The 16,653-nt window shown below is 68.5% G+C and carries 11 protein-coding genes and 1 pseudogene; 10 read left to right on the top strand and 2 right to left on the bottom strand.

What is annotated here, in order from left to right:
* Window positions 1-3: 3 nt before the first annotated feature.
* Window positions 4-2,388: a DEAD/DEAH box helicase gene (locus HMUK_RS03200; RefSeq protein ID WP_049940726.1), complete on the bottom strand. Its 2,385-nt coding sequence runs from the start codon at window positions 2,386-2,388 to the stop codon at window positions 4-6.
* A 144-nt stretch (window positions 2,389-2,532) separates the two neighbouring features.
* Here HMUK_RS03200 and lipA point away from each other — a divergent pair, with 144 nt between their 5' ends.
* The 9 genes and pseudogenes from lipA (at window position 2,533) to HMUK_RS03240 (ending at window position 12,320) form a co-directional block, all read left to right on the top strand.
* Window positions 2,533-3,459 (top strand): lipoyl synthase, encoded by a 927-nt coding sequence (gene lipA, locus HMUK_RS03205; RefSeq protein WP_015761652.1) that lies wholly within the window; start codon window positions 2,533-2,535, stop codon window positions 3,457-3,459.
* A 58-nt stretch (window positions 3,460-3,517) separates the two neighbouring features.
* Entirely contained in the window at window positions 3,518-4,099 is a 582-nt protein-coding gene (locus tag HMUK_RS03210; protein ID WP_015761653.1) for a zinc ribbon domain-containing protein, read from the top strand.
* Window positions 4,100-4,230: 131 nt separating this feature from the next.
* Window positions 4,231-5,337, top strand: a complete 1,107-nt coding sequence (gene pdhA / locus HMUK_RS03215; protein WP_049940865.1) for a pyruvate dehydrogenase (acetyl-transferring) E1 component subunit alpha — start codon at window positions 4,231-4,233, stop codon at window positions 5,335-5,337.
* On the top strand, window positions 5,334-6,317 hold the full coding sequence (locus HMUK_RS03220; protein WP_015761655.1) for an alpha-ketoacid dehydrogenase subunit beta: 984 nt from the start codon (window positions 5,334-5,336) through the stop codon (window positions 6,315-6,317). The genes pdhA and HMUK_RS03220 overlap by 4 nt, the downstream gene beginning before the upstream one ends.
* 3 nt (window positions 6,318-6,320) lie before the next feature.
* Window positions 6,321-7,943, top strand: a complete 1,623-nt coding sequence (locus HMUK_RS03225) for a 2-oxo acid dehydrogenase subunit E2 (RefSeq protein ID WP_015761656.1) — start codon at window positions 6,321-6,323, stop codon at window positions 7,941-7,943.
* Between the two features lie 345 nt (window positions 7,944-8,288).
* Window positions 8,289-9,554 (top strand): outer membrane protein assembly factor BamB family protein, encoded by a 1,266-nt coding sequence (locus HMUK_RS03230; protein ID WP_223270971.1) that lies wholly within the window; start codon window positions 8,289-8,291, stop codon window positions 9,552-9,554.
* Window positions 9,551-9,868, top strand: a pseudogene (locus HMUK_RS17840) (2-oxo acid dehydrogenase subunit E2); the annotation flags it as partial. The gene HMUK_RS03230 and the pseudogene HMUK_RS17840, both read left to right, overlap by 4 nt.
* A 114-nt stretch (window positions 9,869-9,982) precedes the next feature.
* Window positions 9,983-10,744, top strand: coding sequence for an ABC transporter ATP-binding protein (locus tag HMUK_RS03235; protein WP_015761658.1), 762 nt, complete (start codon window positions 9,983-9,985; stop codon window positions 10,742-10,744).
* Window positions 10,731-12,320 (top strand): hypothetical protein, encoded by a 1,590-nt coding sequence (locus tag HMUK_RS03240; RefSeq protein ID WP_015761659.1) that lies wholly within the window; start codon window positions 10,731-10,733, stop codon window positions 12,318-12,320. Before HMUK_RS03235 ends, HMUK_RS03240 begins: the two co-directional genes overlap by 14 nt.
* On the opposite strand, the gene HMUK_RS03245 is transcribed toward HMUK_RS03240, so the two are convergent.
* Entirely contained in the window at window positions 12,317-13,678 is a 1,362-nt protein-coding gene (locus HMUK_RS03245; protein ID WP_015761660.1) for an oxidoreductase, read from the bottom strand. The genes HMUK_RS03240 and HMUK_RS03245 overlap by 4 nt on opposite strands.
* 142 nt (window positions 13,679-13,820) lie before the next feature.
* On the opposite strand from HMUK_RS03245, the gene leuS reads away from it, so the two are divergent.
* Window positions 13,821-16,613, top strand: coding sequence for a leucine--tRNA ligase (gene leuS, locus HMUK_RS03250; RefSeq protein ID WP_015761661.1), 2,793 nt, complete (start codon window positions 13,821-13,823; stop codon window positions 16,611-16,613).
* Window positions 16,614-16,653 lie beyond the last annotated feature (40 nt).

Genomic DNA, 16,653 nt, shown 5'->3' on the forward strand with positions numbered 1-16,653 from the left:
GCGTCATCGTTCGACACTGACGGTCCGAGATTCCCTGACCGGCGGGATCGGCAACTCGGGGAAGGTGACCTCGATCGCGAAGGTGAGTTCGTCGGCGTCACCGCCGAACGCGGCGACCGGGACCGTCGCCTGACCGAGGTACGACGGTTTGGTGGTCATCTCGTGGCCGTTGACAGTCACGCGGATGCCGGCGCGGGCGCTGCCGGCGACCGAGCGGACCGTCACCTCGTGGAGTTCGCGCTCCCCGGCCGCGATCTGGTCCGGGAACTCGCCCCACTCGACGACGACGTTTGGCAGGTCGGTCGCGTTGTCGCGGACGCGCTCGGCGACGCTCTCGGAGAGCCCGGCCGCGACGAGTCCGGCGACGCCAGCGTCGACGACATCCGCAGGGGTGCGAAAGCCCTCGGCGGCGAGCGTGCGCGCCCGCCCGGGGCCGACCCCGTCGATCGCCGTGAGGCCCGCCGCGTCCGCGCTGACGCCGTTCTCGACGCGCGCCTCGACGCGGCGTGCGAGGTTCGCGCCGCGAGCGCCGGCAAAGCGGTCGAGGAAGGCCCGCAGCGCGGCGAGCATGCGGAGCGCGTTCTGCTTGATCACCCAGGCGTCGCTCTGGAGCTCTGACGGCGTCGTTCCGGACATCGAGGAGCGGAGGATCGCGAGCACCTTCCGCTGGCCGGCGGTCAGCTCCTCGCCGCGAGAGCCGATCACCGCCGCGACGGCGTCTTCCTCGTCGCTGCGGGCGCTGACGCTGTCGAACTCCGTCGCACCGGCGACCGTCGAGAGGATCGCGTCCTCGTCGAAGCCGTCCGGGTCGGTCGCCGCCCGGTCGGCGCAGTCCTTGAACCGACGGGCCGTCGCCAGCCGGAGGTAGAACTTCGAGGCCAGTCGACCGAGCGGGGTCCCCTCGACCGAGAGGTCGTCCATCTCGACGAAGCCGTCGGCGACGAGGTCTCCGAGCGTGTCCGAGACCCGCTCGCGGAGGTCGGTGCCGGCGGTGTACCGCTCGGGAGCGCGCTGGGCGCGCCGGTAGTAGAACGTGGTTTCGAGCCAGTCCATCACGTCCTCGATGTCGCCCAGCGTCCCCAGCGCGATCTCGGCGTTGAGGTGTGCGTCGAGGTCGTCGGCGAGTCTGGACTCGATCTCCTTGCCCTCCCGCAGGAGAGTGCGGTACTTGTCGGCGTCGGCCCGATCACAGACGATCCAGGCGTAGCCCATGTCGTCGTACCCCGGCCGACCCGCGCGCCCGAGCATCTGGAGCACGTCCAGCGGACTCATGTCGACCTCGCCCTCCAGGGGGTCGTGGAGCTTCGTGTCTCGAATGACGACACAGCGGGCCGGGAGGTTCACGCCCCAGGCGAGCGTCGAGGTCGAGAACAGCAGCTGGATGAGCCCCCGTTTGAACCACTCCTCGACGCGGTCCTTGTCCTCGCGCGAGAGACCGGCGTGGTGGAAGCCGACGCCGTCCAGCACCGACTGCCGGAGCGTGTCGTTGTCGAGTTCGGCGGCTTCGGTGTGGAAATCGTACTCCCCGCGAGCCCCCATTGGCACGTCGCGCTCGACGATCTCGTCGCGGGCCTTCTTCGCGGCCTGGACGGTGTCCTGTCGAGAGGAGACGAACACGAGGGCCTGGCCCTCCTCGCGAATGTGTGGCTCGGCCAGATCCAGCGCCCGGTAGAGCCGCCGGTACTTGTCGGCGAAGGCGTTCTCGCCGTGGCTGTAGGTCTTCACGTCCGCGTTGAGTGGAACGGGTCGGTAGTCGTCGCCGAACTGGAACGTGGTCGCATCGGGCGCGTCGAGCCACGCCGCCACGTCGTCGACGTTCTCCATCGTCGCCGACAGCGCGACGACGCGGGGATCACACAGTCGACGGAGCCGCGAGATAGTCACCTCGAGTACCGATCCACGTCGGTCCGAGTCCAGCAGGTGGACCTCGTCGATGATACAGCAGTCGACATCGGTGATAAAGCCGTAGCGCCGCGAGTCGTGCTTGCGGGTGGCCGAATCGGCCTTCTCGGGGGTCATCACCAGCACGTCGGCCCGCTCGGCGCGTCGGGGGTTGAGGTCGCGCTCGCCGGTGACGACGTACACGGAATACCCCAGGTCCTCGAAGCGCTCCCACTCGCTCTCTTTCTCGTTCGTCAGCGCTCGCAGCGGGGCCAGAAAGAGCGCGGTCCCGCCCGCCTGCAGGGTCTTGCAGATCGCGATCTCGGCCAGCGCGGTCTTGCCACTCGCCGTCGGCGCACTGACGACGACGTTGTCGTCGCGATTCAGGAGCGCCGGGAGCGTCTCCGACTGCATCCGGTTGAACTCCTCGAACGGAAAGGCGTCGGCGAACTCGGGGAGCACGTCCGCGACCGCGACGGCTGGCTCCCCGTCGGCGCTCGGTGACACGTCAGATGGCGGGGGCCGTGTGCTCAAAGGCGTTTCCATACTCGTGATCGCGGTGACCCACTCGGTCCCCGGTCGGTACCCGAGAGCGACGCGAGTGGACGGTCGTTCCGTACGTTTTTGCCCGCCCGTGCCTAATCTCCGTCAATGAGTCGCGCCCGCAAGCCCGACTGGCTCAAGAGCCGGCCGCCGTCGGGACGGCGTTTCACGGAGATCAAACAGTCGTTGCGCGAGCGGGACCTCCACACGGTCTGTGAGGAGGCCAACTGTCCGAACATGGGCGAGTGCTGGAGTGGCGAGGACGGGCCGGGGACGGCGACGTTCATGCTGATGGGCGATCGCTGTTCGCGCGGGTGTAACTTCTGTGACGTGGAGACCGGCGGGATGGAGCCGCTCGATCCCGACGAGCCCGAAAACGTCGCCGACGCGGTCGCGGACATCGGGCTGGACTACGTCGTGCTCACGAGCGTCGACCGCGACGACCTGCCCGACCAGGGCGCGGGCCACTTCGCCGAGACGATCCGGGCGATCAAAGAGCGTGACCCGTCGATTCTCGTCGAGTGTCTGATTCCGGACTTCCGGGGCGAGGAGCGGCTCGTCGAGCAGATAATCGACGCCGGCCCGGACGTGATCGCTCACAACGTCGAGACCGTCCAGCGCCTCCAGTGGCCAGTGCGAGACCGCCGGGCCGGCTACGAGCAGTCGCTGTCGGTGCTCGGCCAGGTCGACCGGGAGTCGGACATCTACACGAAGACGAGCCTGATGCTCGGCGTCGGCGAGTACGCCCACGAGATCTACCAGACGCTCTCGGACCTGCGGGAAGTGGGGGTCGACGTGGTGACGCTGGGCCAGTACCTCCAGCCCTCCCGCTCGCACCTGGAGGTCTCGGAGTACGTCCACCCCGATGCCTTCGACACCTGGCGACGGGTCGCCGAGGAGGAACTGGGGTTTGCCTACTGCGCCTCGGGACCGATGGTCCGCTCGTCCTATCGCGCCGGTGAGCTGTTCGTCGAAGCGGTGCTCGCGGGCAACGACCCCGCGATCGCACGGCGGCGAGCACGGGCCGAGGAGTGAGCCCGCCGAACCGGCCGAGTGACAGCGCTACTATACGTGCGGAGCCGGAGGGTCCCGTATGAGAGTGCCACCCGTTCGTCGTGACCGCCGCGTCGTCCGAACGGACGGCGGCGAGGACCGCCCGGAGTCCGAACAGACCGACGCCGCCACAGTCGAGACGGTCCTGCGCGAGGCGAACGTCCTCGAACCGACGGCCGACGGCACCGACCTCCGGCTCGCCGAAGGGTTCGCCGAGGCCTGGCACGAGCGGATGGACCAGATGCGCGGGGGCGACCGGGCGCTGCGCTGGCTGGCAGCCAGCGAGGGGCTCGACGCAGACGCCCTCGACGTGACCGAGGCGGACGATCGGTACGTCGTCGCGCACGGAGACGAAACGGTGGGCGCGTGGCACTCCAGAGCGGGGTTTCTCGCCGCGATCGTCGCCGAACCGACGATCAGAGAGTGGGTCGACGAGGCCCGACTGGCACGGCTCCCGGACGCGCCCCGCGAAGAGCTGGCAGCGCGACTCGTCATGTGTCTCGAACGGTGTCCGACGTGTGACTCGGCGCTCGCCTTCGAAGACCGCCGCGACGGCGAGAGCGGCGTCGCACTCCGGTGTCGCGGCTGTGGGGCGACAGTCGCGGTCAGTTCGATCGCGTGAGGGAGCACGCCGTGATAGTACCCACGTAGGAATTACCTTCGATAATACCACCGAGAGAGATATTCGTCCGCACAAACCATAAGCCGACCCCGCGACAACGTGTATCGTATGTCACACGGAAGGTGGTCCCACTGAGCGTCCTCCACCGCGACCCGACAGACCAGGTACAGGTACTCGACGAGAACGGCGAGGTGCGGGACGGCGCGACGGTTCCCGACCTCGCGGACGAGGAACTCGTCGCGATCTACCGCGAGATGAAGCTGGCTCGTCACTTCGACCAGCGGGCGGTGAGCCTCCAGCGACAGGGTCGGATGGGGACGTACCCGCCGATGGCCGGCCAGGAGGGCGCACAGGTCGCGAGCGCCCACGCGCTGTCCGACGGTGACTGGGTGTTTCCGAGCTACCGGGAACACGCCGCGCTGCACGCACACGGGTGGCCACTCGACCAGATCCTCCTGTACTGGATGGGGTCGGAGGCCGGTAGCGACCCGCCGGACGGCGTCGCCGCGTTCACGCTGGCCGTCCCGATCGCGACGCAGATCCCCCACGCAACGGGCGCGTCGTGGGCCGCAAAGCTACGGGGGCAAGACGAAGTCCACCTGGCGTACTTCGGCGACGGCGCGACCAGCGAGGGAGACTTCCACGAGGGACTGAACTTCGCTGGCGTGTTCGACACCCCGACGGTGTTTTTCTGTAACAACAACCAGTGGGCCATCTCGGTCCCCCGAGAGCGCCAGACCGCCAGCGCGACGCTGGCCCAGAAGGCCAGCGCCTACGGCTTCGAGGGAATCCAGGTCGACGGGATGGACCCGCTGGCCGTCTATCAGGTCACCAGCGAAGCCGTCGAGAAGGCCCGGGACCCGGCCGGCGAGGACCCGCGCCCGACCATGATCGAGGCGGTCCAGTACCGCTTTGGCGCACACACGACCGCCGACGATCCCTCCGTCTACCGGAGCGACGAGGAAGTCGAGCGCTGGCGGCGCAAAGATCCGATCCCGCGCATGGAGGCGTTCCTGCGGGATCGCGGACTCCTCGACGACGAGTCCGTCGAGGCCATCGAGTCGTCGATCGCCGACGAAGTCGCCGACGCCATCGAGACGGCCGAGAGCTACGAGCGGCCAGCGCCCGAGGAGATGTTCGCACACGTCTACGCCGAGATGCCACAGCGGCTGCGAGACCAACTCGACTACCTCGAAGCGCTGCGCGAGCGCCACGGCGACGAGGTGTTGCTGGAATGAGCACCGACACGCAGGACCTGACCCTCGTCCAGTCGGTCCGGGACGGACTCTACGGCGAGATGGACCGCGACGAGGACGTGCTCGTGCTGGGCGAGGACGTGGGCGAGAACGGCGGCGTCTTCCGGGCCACACAGGGCCTGATCGAGGAGTTCCCCGACCGCGTGATCGACACGCCGCTGGCCGAGGCCGGCATCGTCGGCACCGCCATCGGAATGGCCGCCCACGGCCTGCGCCCGGTCCCGGAGATGCAGTTCTCCGGGTTCATGTACCCGGCCTTCGACCAGTTGGTGTCTCACGCCGCGCGACTGCGAACTCGCAGCCGCGGGCGCTTCACCTGTCCGATGGTCGTCCGCGCGCCCTACGGCGGCGGCATCCGCGCGCCCGAGCACCACTCCGAGTCGAAGGAGGCCTTCTACGCTCACGAACCCGGCCTGAAGGTCGTCGTCCCCTCGACACCCGCCGACGCCAAGGGGCTGCTCGCGGCGTCGATCCGCGATCCCGACCCCGTCGTCTTCCTCGAACCGAAGCTGATCTACCGGGCCTTCCGCGAGCCCGTCGACGCCGAGTCCTACACCGTCCCGCTTGGCGAGGCCGCCGTCCGCCGAGAAGGGTCGGACGTGACCGTCGTGACCTGGGGCGCGATGACGCGCCCGACCGTCGAGGCGGCCGAGGAACTCGCGCCGGAGATCGACGCCGAGGTGATCGATCTGCGGACCCTCTCGCCGATGGACACGGACACCGTCGTCGAGAGCTTCAAGCGGACCGGTCGGGCCGTCGTCGTCCACGAGGCCCCCAAGACGGGCGGGCTGGCCGGCGAGGTGGTCGCGACGATCCAGGAGGAGGCGCTGCTCTACCAGGAGGCCCCCATCCAGCGCGTGACCGGCTTCGACACGCCGTTCCCGCTGTACGCCCTGGAGGACTACTACCTCCCCGAATCCGCCCGGATCAAAGACGGTATCACAGACGCCTGTGAGTTCTAATTCATGTTCGAGTTCGAACTCCCCGACCTCGGGGAAGGCGTCGCCGAGGGGGAGATCCTCGCGTGGCACGTCGAGCCGGGCGACCGCGTCGAAGAGGATCAGGTACTCGCGGAGGTAGAGACCGACAAGGCCGCCGTCGACGTGCCCTCGCCGGTCGCTGGCGTCGTCCGCGAACTGCACTACGAGCCCGGCGATATGGTCGAGACCGGTGCCGTCGTCGTGTCGATCGCGACGGACGAGGCCGACGACGAGACAGACGACGAGACAGACGAGGAAGCGGCGACGACGGCTGTCACCGACGAGTCGGCGGACAGCGAGCCGTCGGCCACGGGCGGCCGCGTGTTCGCGCCGCCGAACGTCCGTCGGCTCGCCCGCGAACTGGGCGTCGAGATCACTGCCGTCGACGGCAGCGGTCCGAGCGGCCGGATCACCGAGAGCGACGTGCGAGCGGCCGGCGAAGACGCGGCGTCCGCGGACGACGCCGAGGTCGAATCCGCCGTCAGCCGTGTCGACGACGGTGACGGCAGCGGCGTGAAGTCGGCCGTCAGACGGGTCGACGACGGCGACGAGGCCGACGACGAGCCAGTCGTGAACTCGGCCGTTGCCGCTGTCGACAGCGACGCCGAGCGGGACCGCTCGCTCGCGACACCGGCGACCCGCAAGCTCGCGAGCGACCTCGGGGTCGACATCGATGCCGTCCCGACCGACGAGAGCCGCGACGGCGAGCCCTACGTCGACGAGGCGGCGGTCCGGGCCTTCGCCGCGTCGGCCGACGAGACCGAGCGAGAGCGAGCCGCTGGGTCCACGGGACGGGCCGGGGAGCCGTCGACCGCGGACGGTGCGAGCGGTGAAGCCGCGAGCGCCGAGGGCCAACGCCGCGAGCCCTACCAGGGAGTTCGGCGGACGATCGGCCAGCGGATGGCCGAGTCCCGCCGGGAGATCCCACACGCGACCCACCACGACCGGGCCGTCGTCGCGGGACTGGTCGACGCCCACGAGCGCCTCGAACCGCTGGCCGAGGAGCGCGGCGTGGACCTGACCTACACCCCGCTGCTGCTGAAGTGCGTTGCCGCGGCGCTCCGGGAGCATCCGATCCTGAACAGCGAACTCGACGCGGAAGCCGAGGAGATCGTCTACCACGACCGGGTCGACCTCGGCGTCGCCGCGGCGACCGACCACGGCCTCGTCGTCCCCGTCGTCGAGCGCGTCGACGAGAAGGGACTGCTGGCCATCGCCCGCGAAGTGAACGACCTCGTCGCCCGCGCACGCGACCGCGACCTCGCCCGCGAGGAGATGCAGGGCGGGACCTTCACCGTCACCAACTTCGGCGCGATCGGCGGCGAGTACGCCGACCCGATCATCAACGCACCCCAGACGGCGATTCTCGGAACGGGCGCGCTGAAAGAGCGGCCGGTCGCAGAGGACGGGGAGACGCGAGCACAGCGAGGGTCTCCGAACGGCGAGCGGGGAGCACAGCGACCCGCGAGCGGCGAGGTCGTCGCGAGGGCGACCCTCCCGCTGTCGCTCGCGATCGACCACCGCGTGATCGACGGGGCCGACGCTGCCCGCTTCGTCAACACGCTCAAGGAGTACCTCGCCGAGCCCAGTCTGCTGTTGCTGGAGTGAAGACAATTCGATCGGCGGACTCTCTCAGAGTCGCTGTCTGCTCGCGCGCATTTCGAGTCTTCGAGAGATGGAACCTTCGCAAACGTAGATCTCAAGACGAGATACGACGCATCTCTTCGATATAACATCAACAAGAGTATCGACTTTAGCTGGTAAATAGAGCGACAAATCACTATTTTTTATTATAAATAATTATATGAATATTTTTATTATTTGTCGTATTACGTACTGGCAATAGAATAATTGGAAATAGTCTTTAGAGAGCGAGAATAATAGAATATGGGCAGACAGACAAAGAAGTCATCACAAATACGTATGAGAGAATTCGCTACCACCCGCCGTGAGATGATTCACAGCGGGTGCTCGTTGACTGGAGCCCTTCTCGGAACAGAAACTGTATCGTCTGCCCCGGGAGGCGATGAGTGGCAGGAGTTCGGTTTCGATACAGCTAACAGCGGTAACGGCCGGGAGAACCGAGGGCCGTCTACGGACATCGGAACCAGTTGGTCGTTCCAAACAGACGACCAGATCACGTCGTCTCCCGCGGTCGTCGACGGGACCGTCTTCGTCGGCAGTCACGACGGAGCCCTCTACGCATTCGATGAGACAGACGGGACACTCGTTTGGCAGTTCGAAATGACCGAGCGCGTCCTCTCTTCGCCAGCCGTCGTCGACGGGACTGTCTTCGTCGGTAGCAACGGTCCAGACCGCGCCGTGTACGCCCTCGATACGGAGACGGGCGACGAGGTGTGGAACTACGAGGCGTCGAACTGGATTACAGCGTCGCCGACGGTGGTCGACGGTCACGTCTACGTCGTCGACGACAACCAATGGGTGTACGCAATCGACGCTGCCGACGGATCGGAGCGATGGACCTTCGCCGGGACCGATTCGGTCCAACCACCACTCAAGACTGCCGGCGTGGCTGTCGCCAACGAGACGGTGTACTTCGGCAGTCGGGACAGCACCGTGTACGCACTCGACGCGAACGATGGAACAGAACGGTGGTCGTCGTCGACCGACGGTCAGATCGGGTCTCCGCCAGCCGTTGTAGATGGGTCGGTGTACGTGGGCAGCGACGACAATCACGTGTATGCCTTCGACGCCGAAGACGGACGTGAGCGCTGGCGATACGAAACCGGCTACTGGGTGGAAGCGTCACCTGCCGTCGTCGATGGAACGGTGTACGTCGGCAGCTTCGACGGAACGCTGTACGCCCTCTCGGCTGCCGACGGAACTGTCGAGTGGACGCGAAACGTCGGTGACGAGCTGGAATCGTCGCCGGCTGTGGTCGATGGCACGGTCTTCGTTGGCTCCGACGACACGAAACTCCACGCGATTGACGCCGAGAACGGAACCCATCGCTGGGCGTTCCGAACCGGCGGACGCGTCGAGTCTTCCCCCGCAGTAGTAAACGAACGGGTCTATGTCGGAAGCAACGACGGAAACGTCTACGCGCTCAGTGGCGATGCACGGTCTGACTCGTCGATACCGGAACTGTCGATACGGAATCTGGGGATCGCTTCGGCCGCTGGCCTGCTCGGCGTGGGGTACCTCCTGCGTAGTCTAAAAACGGATACCGCTGAGACTGACACCAGCAACAGCGAGTAGACAGAGATCGACGTCGTCGAAGCTTGCTGGCTGGACTAATACTACCGGCTGTAAATCTGTCACAGATTTCGCCACCCCGGGGTGGCGAATATCTGAACGAAGTTACAGCCGGCAGTATAAATCAAGGGATACCGATCATCAACGTCCGACAAACCGCCATTCTCGGAACGGGCGCGCTGAAAGAGCGGCCGGTCGCAGAGGACGGGGAGACGCGAGCACAGCGAGGGTCTCCGAACGGCGAGCGGGGACCACAGCGACCCGCGAGCGGCGAAGTCGTCGCGAGGGCGACCCTCCCGCTGTCGCTCGCGATCGACCTCAGCACGACGAGTCAACATGCGCTGTCGGGCGAACTGGCAGTCGAGGACGCCCCGGCACCCGGCGACTGATCGACCCGAAGACATTCCTCGGTGACACCCCACGGACCGACAATGACAGTGTCCCCGGCAATCGCCACGGACGGACTGAGCAAGCGGTACGGCTCGACGACGGCCGTCGCCGACCTCGATCTGACGGTCCCCTCCGGCGTCGTGTACGGCTTTCTCGGCCCCAACGGCGCGGGCAAGACGACGACGATGCGGATGCTGACCGGACTGGTCGAACCGAGCGAGGGGACGGCCACGGTCGCTGGCGTCCCGAGCGACGACCGCCGACAGCTCGTCGACCGGATCGGTCTGTTACCGGAGGAGCCGCCGCTGTACGAGGAACTGACCGGGCGGGAACAGCTGGAGTTTGCCGCCGACCTCCGTCGCGTTCCCTTCGAGCAGATCGCCGATCGAGCGCTGGGGCTGTGCGACCGACTGGGGCTGGGCGAGGACCTCGATCGCCGCGTCGACGGCTACTCGAAGGGGATGCGCCAGAAGACCGCCTTCGTCCAGGCCGTCCAGCACGATCCGAGCGTCGTCTTCCTCGACGAGCCCACCTCCGGGCTCGACCCCCGCGCGGCCAAGACCCTGCGGGAGCTGATCGTCGAGCTCGCGGCCGACGACACCACCGTCTTCCTCTCGACGCACATCCTCCCGGTCGTCGAGGAGATCGCCGATCGGGTGGGCGTCCTCCACGACGGCCGCCTCGTCGCGGAGGGACCGCCGGGAGAGCTGATCGGATCGGTCGAGACGGAGGGGGGCGCGGACCTCGAAGACGCCTTCCTCGCGCTGACCGGCGACGCCAGCGAGGCCTATGCGACGGAGTGACCTGCGGGACGGCGCGGTGCTTGCACGCACCGAACTGCGGGCGCAGGTGCGCCGAATCGCGGGCAACCGCCGCCAGCTGGTCGGCGTCGTCGTCGGACTGCTCTCCTTTGGCCTGTTCTTCCCGCTGACCTTCCTGTCGCAGGTGCTCACCTTCGCCGAGGGGCTCGCAAGCGGGGCTCCGCCGCTGGCTCGCTTCGGGACGATCCTCGTGAGTGTCCTCACAGTCGGAGTGTACTTCGGGGCCGCGACGGCGATCAACCAGACCCGCGTGGGGGCGATCGGCCCGCTCGTGCGCACGTCGATCCCGCCGGAGGGGGTCGTCATCGGACGATTCGCCAGCGAGACCCTCCAGGCGACGGCCTTCGCCGTCGTTCCGGGGGTCGTCCTGCTGGTCGTGCTGGTGGTCGGCGCTGGGACGCCCCTGCCCGCACTGCTCGTGCTCGCCGCCAGCCTCCCGCTGCTGGTGGCCGGTCTCGTCGCCGGGCGGACGATCGGCGCGACGGTCCGCTATCTCGGCTTGCTCTCGCGACTCTCGGCGTGGGGGAAGGCGGTCGTCCTCGTCGTCCTCGCCGGCACCGCCTTCGTCGGACTCCAGACGGCCATCCCGGCGGTGATGGGCGACGACGGCGCGCCGTCGGTGTCGGCGCTGCTCCCCGGACAGCCGCTCCAGGCCTACGCCAGCGTCGTCGCCGCACCGCTGGGCGCGACACCGCGACCGCTGGGCGTGGCAGTGGCCGCGGTGGTGCTGGCCGCGGTTCCGGTCGGGCTGGCGGCGGCGCTGCGCATCGAGAGCGCGCTGCTGTTCGACGACCGCGGCGACCAGTCGGGCGACCAGCGGACGACGAGCCGATCGGTGCCCCGCGTGCTCGCGGCGACGCCCGCGACGCGCATCGCCTGGCGATACCTCCTGCGGACGCGCCGGAATCCGAAGCTCGTCTCGCACCTCTCGATGGTGCTTTTCGGCGCGCTCGCCTTCGCGGGGAGCCTCGTCAGCCAGCCGGAGCTGCTGATGGACCTGGGCCCCGGGGCCGCCGTCGTCGCCGGGAGCGTCCTCGCGGGCGCGACTTTCTGTCTGAATCCGATGGGCGACGACCGCGAGCAGCTCCCGCTGTTGCTGACGAGCACGGCCTCGACGAGACACCTCCTGCGGGGTCGAGTGGTGGGCGGACTGGTCGTCGGCGGGACCGTGGCACTGGGCGTCGGGCTCCCGCTGGGACTGGTGAGCGATCCACCCCTGCGCGTGCTCGGACGGACGCTCCTGACGCCCGTGGTCCTGCTCGCGGCGGCCGGGACGGCGCTCGGCGTCGGGGCCGTCGTCCCGAAGTTCGAGCGCAGCGAGTACATGAACGTCGAGCGCGCCCACCCCTCGACGCTCGGGACGCTCACCTACTTCTTCGGGACGCTGGTAGTGGTGGGCATCGGCCTCGCGCTCGTCTGGCTCTCGGTCGACGGGGGCGGTGGCCCGCTGCTGGTCGGGGCCTGGATCGTCTATCTGGCCGTCCTCGCGGCGACCGGCGTCGGCGGCTACCGCTACGCCGTCGGGAAGTTCGATCGGCTGACGATAGACGACGTCTAGTCGCCGGACGGCCCCGACTCGTCGGTGGCGTCGCCGGGACGGTCGTAGGCACCCCGAGCGGCGAGTCGGGCGCGCTCGCGGACGATCGCTGGCGTCCGGCACCGACCCGGCTCGCCGGCCACCTGCGGGACGGTACAGTTGTTGCAACTGGCACACAGCGCGTCCGCACCGGCGAGCAGGCGCGCGCCGAGTCGCGGCTCGGCGTAGAACGGCCGCCCCATCCCGACCAGATCCGCGGCCGGCGGCCGGTCGGCCCCACCGAGCAGTCGGTCACAGGTCGCTCGCTCGCGGATCCCGCCCTCGCACAGCACGGGCGCGTCGACCCGTTCACGGACCGCTCGACAGAGGTCGGCGTTCCAGCCGGGCTCGCGGTCGAACTGTCGGGCCTGCAAGCGGTTGAGGAGCGAAACGGCGCGGGCTCGAAGCGGGCCGCCAAAGGCCGCCGCGTACTCCCCTCGCAGGTCCGCTGCCGACCACGCCCGGTCGGGATAGGCCCCACGGACGATGCTCATGTCCCAGAACGTCGACACCGCGACCGGGACCACGGCGTCGTAGCCCGCCGCGACGAGATCGCTCGCGAGGCCGACGGCGTCGTCGAACGAGAGGTGTCGGCGGACGAAGGCCGGCGCGGCGGTCTCGGCCGGCACCTTCGTCACCAGCGCCACGTCGTCGGCGTGCTCGCGGACGGCGTCGTGGATCGCTTCGAGGAACCGCCGCCCGCCCGCCGCCGGCTCGCCGGGGTCGGGACCGAACTCGTCGTCTCGCCGATTGAAGAGGGGCGAACAGAACTGCTGGAGCAGGCTCATGTTCGCCCCCGAGAGGTGGATGCCGTCGTAGCCGGCGTCGGCGGCGTACCCCGCAACGCGGCCGAACTGGGCGGCCAGCTCGTACACCTCGCTGGTGTCGAGGACGCGCGGAGAGAGGTCGATCAGCCCCGCGCGGTCGAGGACCCGGAGCTGCCACGGCGGACGCGAGACGGCCAGTTGTTCGAGCTGTGGATTCTGGCTGCGGTAGCCGGCGTGCCACACCGCCATGCTGCGCAGCCCGCCCTGTGCGAGCTGGAGGAAGATCCGGCCGCCGTGGTCGTGGATCGCGCCGGTGAGCCGTTCGAGCCCGGCGACGAACTCGGGGTCGTGGACCCGCGTCATGTTCGGCGCGGCACAGCCGCCCTCTCCGGTGACGACCGACGCGCCCTGGAAGACGAGGCCGACGCCCGAGGCGGCGGTCGGTTCGAGTTCGTCGATCAGGGTCTCGACCGCGCCTTCGCCGTTGCCGGCACACTCCAGCAGCGGCGCACGATACAGTCTGTTGGGCACGGTGACGCCGCCGATGTCGACCGGCTCGTCGAGGCGCGCCATCGTCCGGTCGTCGGACCGAACGATCGTAAGTGTGCGGGTCGTTGGCAGTCGTCCCGGAAGCGGTCGGAGCCGTCGGGAGGGCCACGCGCGGCCGAACCAGCTACTCATTTAGTCCCCGGGATTCATGGGGTCAACAAGAACGATGTCAGACAGTTCGAGCGGGTACGATCCGAGCGCGATCGAACCCAAGTGGCAGGCCGAGTGGGACGACGCCGAGGTGTTCCGGACCCCCGACAGCGCCGAGGACGTGGAGTACGTCCTGGCGATGTTCCCCTACACCTCCGGCAACCTCCACATGGGTCACGTCCGCAACTACACGATCACGGACGCCTACTCCCGGTACAGGCGCATGCAGGGCGAGGACGTGCTCCACCCGATGGGGTGGGACTCGTTCGGACTGCCCGCCGAGAACGCCGCCGAAGAGCGGGACACGAGCCCCGAGGAGTGGACCCGCAAGTGCATCGAGTCGATGAAGGCCCAGATGAGCGAGATGGGCTTTGGCTACGACTGGGACCGGGAGGTCACGACCTGCGATCCGGAGTACTACCGGTGGAACCAGTGGCTGTTCAAGCGCTTCCACGAGGAGGGCCTCGTCGAGCGCAAGGGGTCGGAGGTCAACTGGTGTCCCTCCTGTGAGACGGTGCTTGCAGACGAGCAGGTCGAGGGCGAGGCAGAGCTGTGCTGGCGCTGTGACACGCCCGTCACCCAGCGCGACCTCGACCAGTGGTTCCTGACGATCACCGACTACGCCGACGAGCTGGTCGACGACATCGACGAGCTGGCGGGGTGGCCCGAGAGCGTGCGAGCGATGCAGCGAGACTGGATCGGCCGCCAGCACGGCGCGCGAGTCCCCTTCGAGGTGGAGGGGTACGGCGAGGTCGAGATCTTCACGACGCGGCTGGACACGATCCACGGGGCGACCTTCTTCGCGGTGGCTCCGGACAGCGAGATCGCACAGGATCTCGCAAAAGAGGACGAGGACGTGGCCCACTTCGTCGAGGAGGTCGCCGACCCCGACGGCGACGAGCCAAACGGCGTCGCCACCGACCTGACGGCGACCAACCCCGCGACGGGCGAGGACATCCCCGTCTTCGTCGCGGACTTCGTCCTCTCGGACGTGGGGACGGGCGCGCTGATGGCGGTGCCCGCCCACGACGAACGCGACCACGCCTTCGCGAGCAAGAAGGACGTGCCGATCCGGCCGGTGATCCGCCCGGAGGACAGCGAGGACGACCAGCGGGAGTCCTCGGGACAGGCGAGCGGGGACGACGGACCCGCGAGCGAGGGCGACCTCCCCGATGTCGAGGAGACTGCCTTCACCGAGGACGGCGTCGTCGATCACAGTGCGGTGCCCGAGGACGCGGCCGGCGTCGGCGGCTCCGATCCGGCCGACTACGACGGTCTCGCGAGCGAGCAGGCCCGCAGCCAGCTCGAAGACGACCTGCCGGGTGCCGCTCACGACAAGCAGTACCGCCTGCGCGACTGGGGGATCTCCCGGCAGCGCTACTGGGGGACGCCGATCCCGATGGTCCACTGCGAGGAGTGTGGCGCGGTACCGGTGCCCGACGAGGACCTCCCCGTCGAGCTCCCCGAGTTCGTCCAGACCACGGGGAACCCGCTGGACGAGGTCGACGAGTTCGTCCAGACGACCTGTCCCGACTGTGGCGGCCCCGCCGAACGCGAGACCGACACCATGGACACCTTCGTCGACTCCTCCTGGTACTTCCTGCGCTACACCTCGCCGGACCGCGAGGACGCGCCGTTCGACACCGCTCGCGCGAACGACTGGCTGCCGGTCGATCAGTACGTCGGCGGCATCGAACACGCCGTGATGCACCTGCTGTACGCTCGCTTCGTCACGAAGGCCATCTCGGATCTGGAGCTGCTCGACCACCGCGAGCCGTTCCAGAACCTCGTCACCCAGGGGATGGTCCAGCTCGACGGCGAGAAGATGTCCAAGTCGAAGGGCAACGTCGTCTCCCCGCAGAACATCGTCGAGGAGTACGGGGCCGACACCGCGCGGCTGTTCATGATGCAGGCCGCCCGCCCCGAGCGGGACTTCGACTGGAAAGACGAGGGCGTCGAATCGAGTCACCGCTTCCTGACGCGGCTGTACGACGCCGTCGAGGCTCACGTCGGCTCCCCGCCCGCTGGCGAGGCCGGCGACGTGACCGACTACGTCCGCCACGAGATCGATCGGGTCACCGCCATCGCCGACGAGAGCTACGAGCAGCTGACGTTCACCGAAGCGCTGCGCGAGACCAGGGAGTTGCTCTCCCTGCTGGATCGCTACGCCGAGGCCACCGAGCCCCACGCCGAGACCGTCGAGGCAGCGCTGTCGACGATCGTTCGCCTGCTCGCGCCGGTCGCACCCCACGTCACGGAAGAGCTGTGGTCGGAGCTCGGTCGCGCGGACGACCAGCGGGAGTCCGCGGAACGAGCGAGCGGTGAAACCGCGAGCGACGAGGGCTTCGTCATCGAGGCCGAGTGGCCGACCGCCGACGGCGATCTCGACCGGCACCAGCTGGAGCGCCAGCTGGTCGAGGACACCCGCGAGGACGTGCGCCAGATCGTCGACGTGGCCGACATCGAGGACCCGAGCCACGTCGAGATCGCCGTCGCGCCCGAGTGGAAGTTCGAGGCCCACGCGATCGCTCGCGAGTTCGACGGTAACAACCTCGTCGGCGAGATCATGAGCGACGAGCGGTTCCGCGGCGAGGACGGCGCACCGGACTACGCGAAGGACCTGCAGGCGGAGCTGCAGACCCTGACCGAGACACTCGACGCCGCGACCGAGGCCGAGGTGCTCGCGCGCGCTCGCTGGCTGATCGCCGAGGAGTTCGACGCCGAGGTGACCGTGCGGGCCGGCGAGGACGCCGACGCCGATCTGGTCCGGAAAGCCGAGCCGGGACGGCCGGCGATCAACATCGAGTGAGCGATTCCGAACGGGGGCGTCGCTGGACCGCGGGCTGTCG

The sequence above is a fragment of the Halomicrobium mukohataei DSM 12286 genome (assembly GCF_000023965.1).
In the GTDB taxonomy this organism is placed as follows: domain Archaea; phylum Halobacteriota; class Halobacteria; order Halobacteriales; family Haloarculaceae; genus Halomicrobium; species Halomicrobium mukohataei.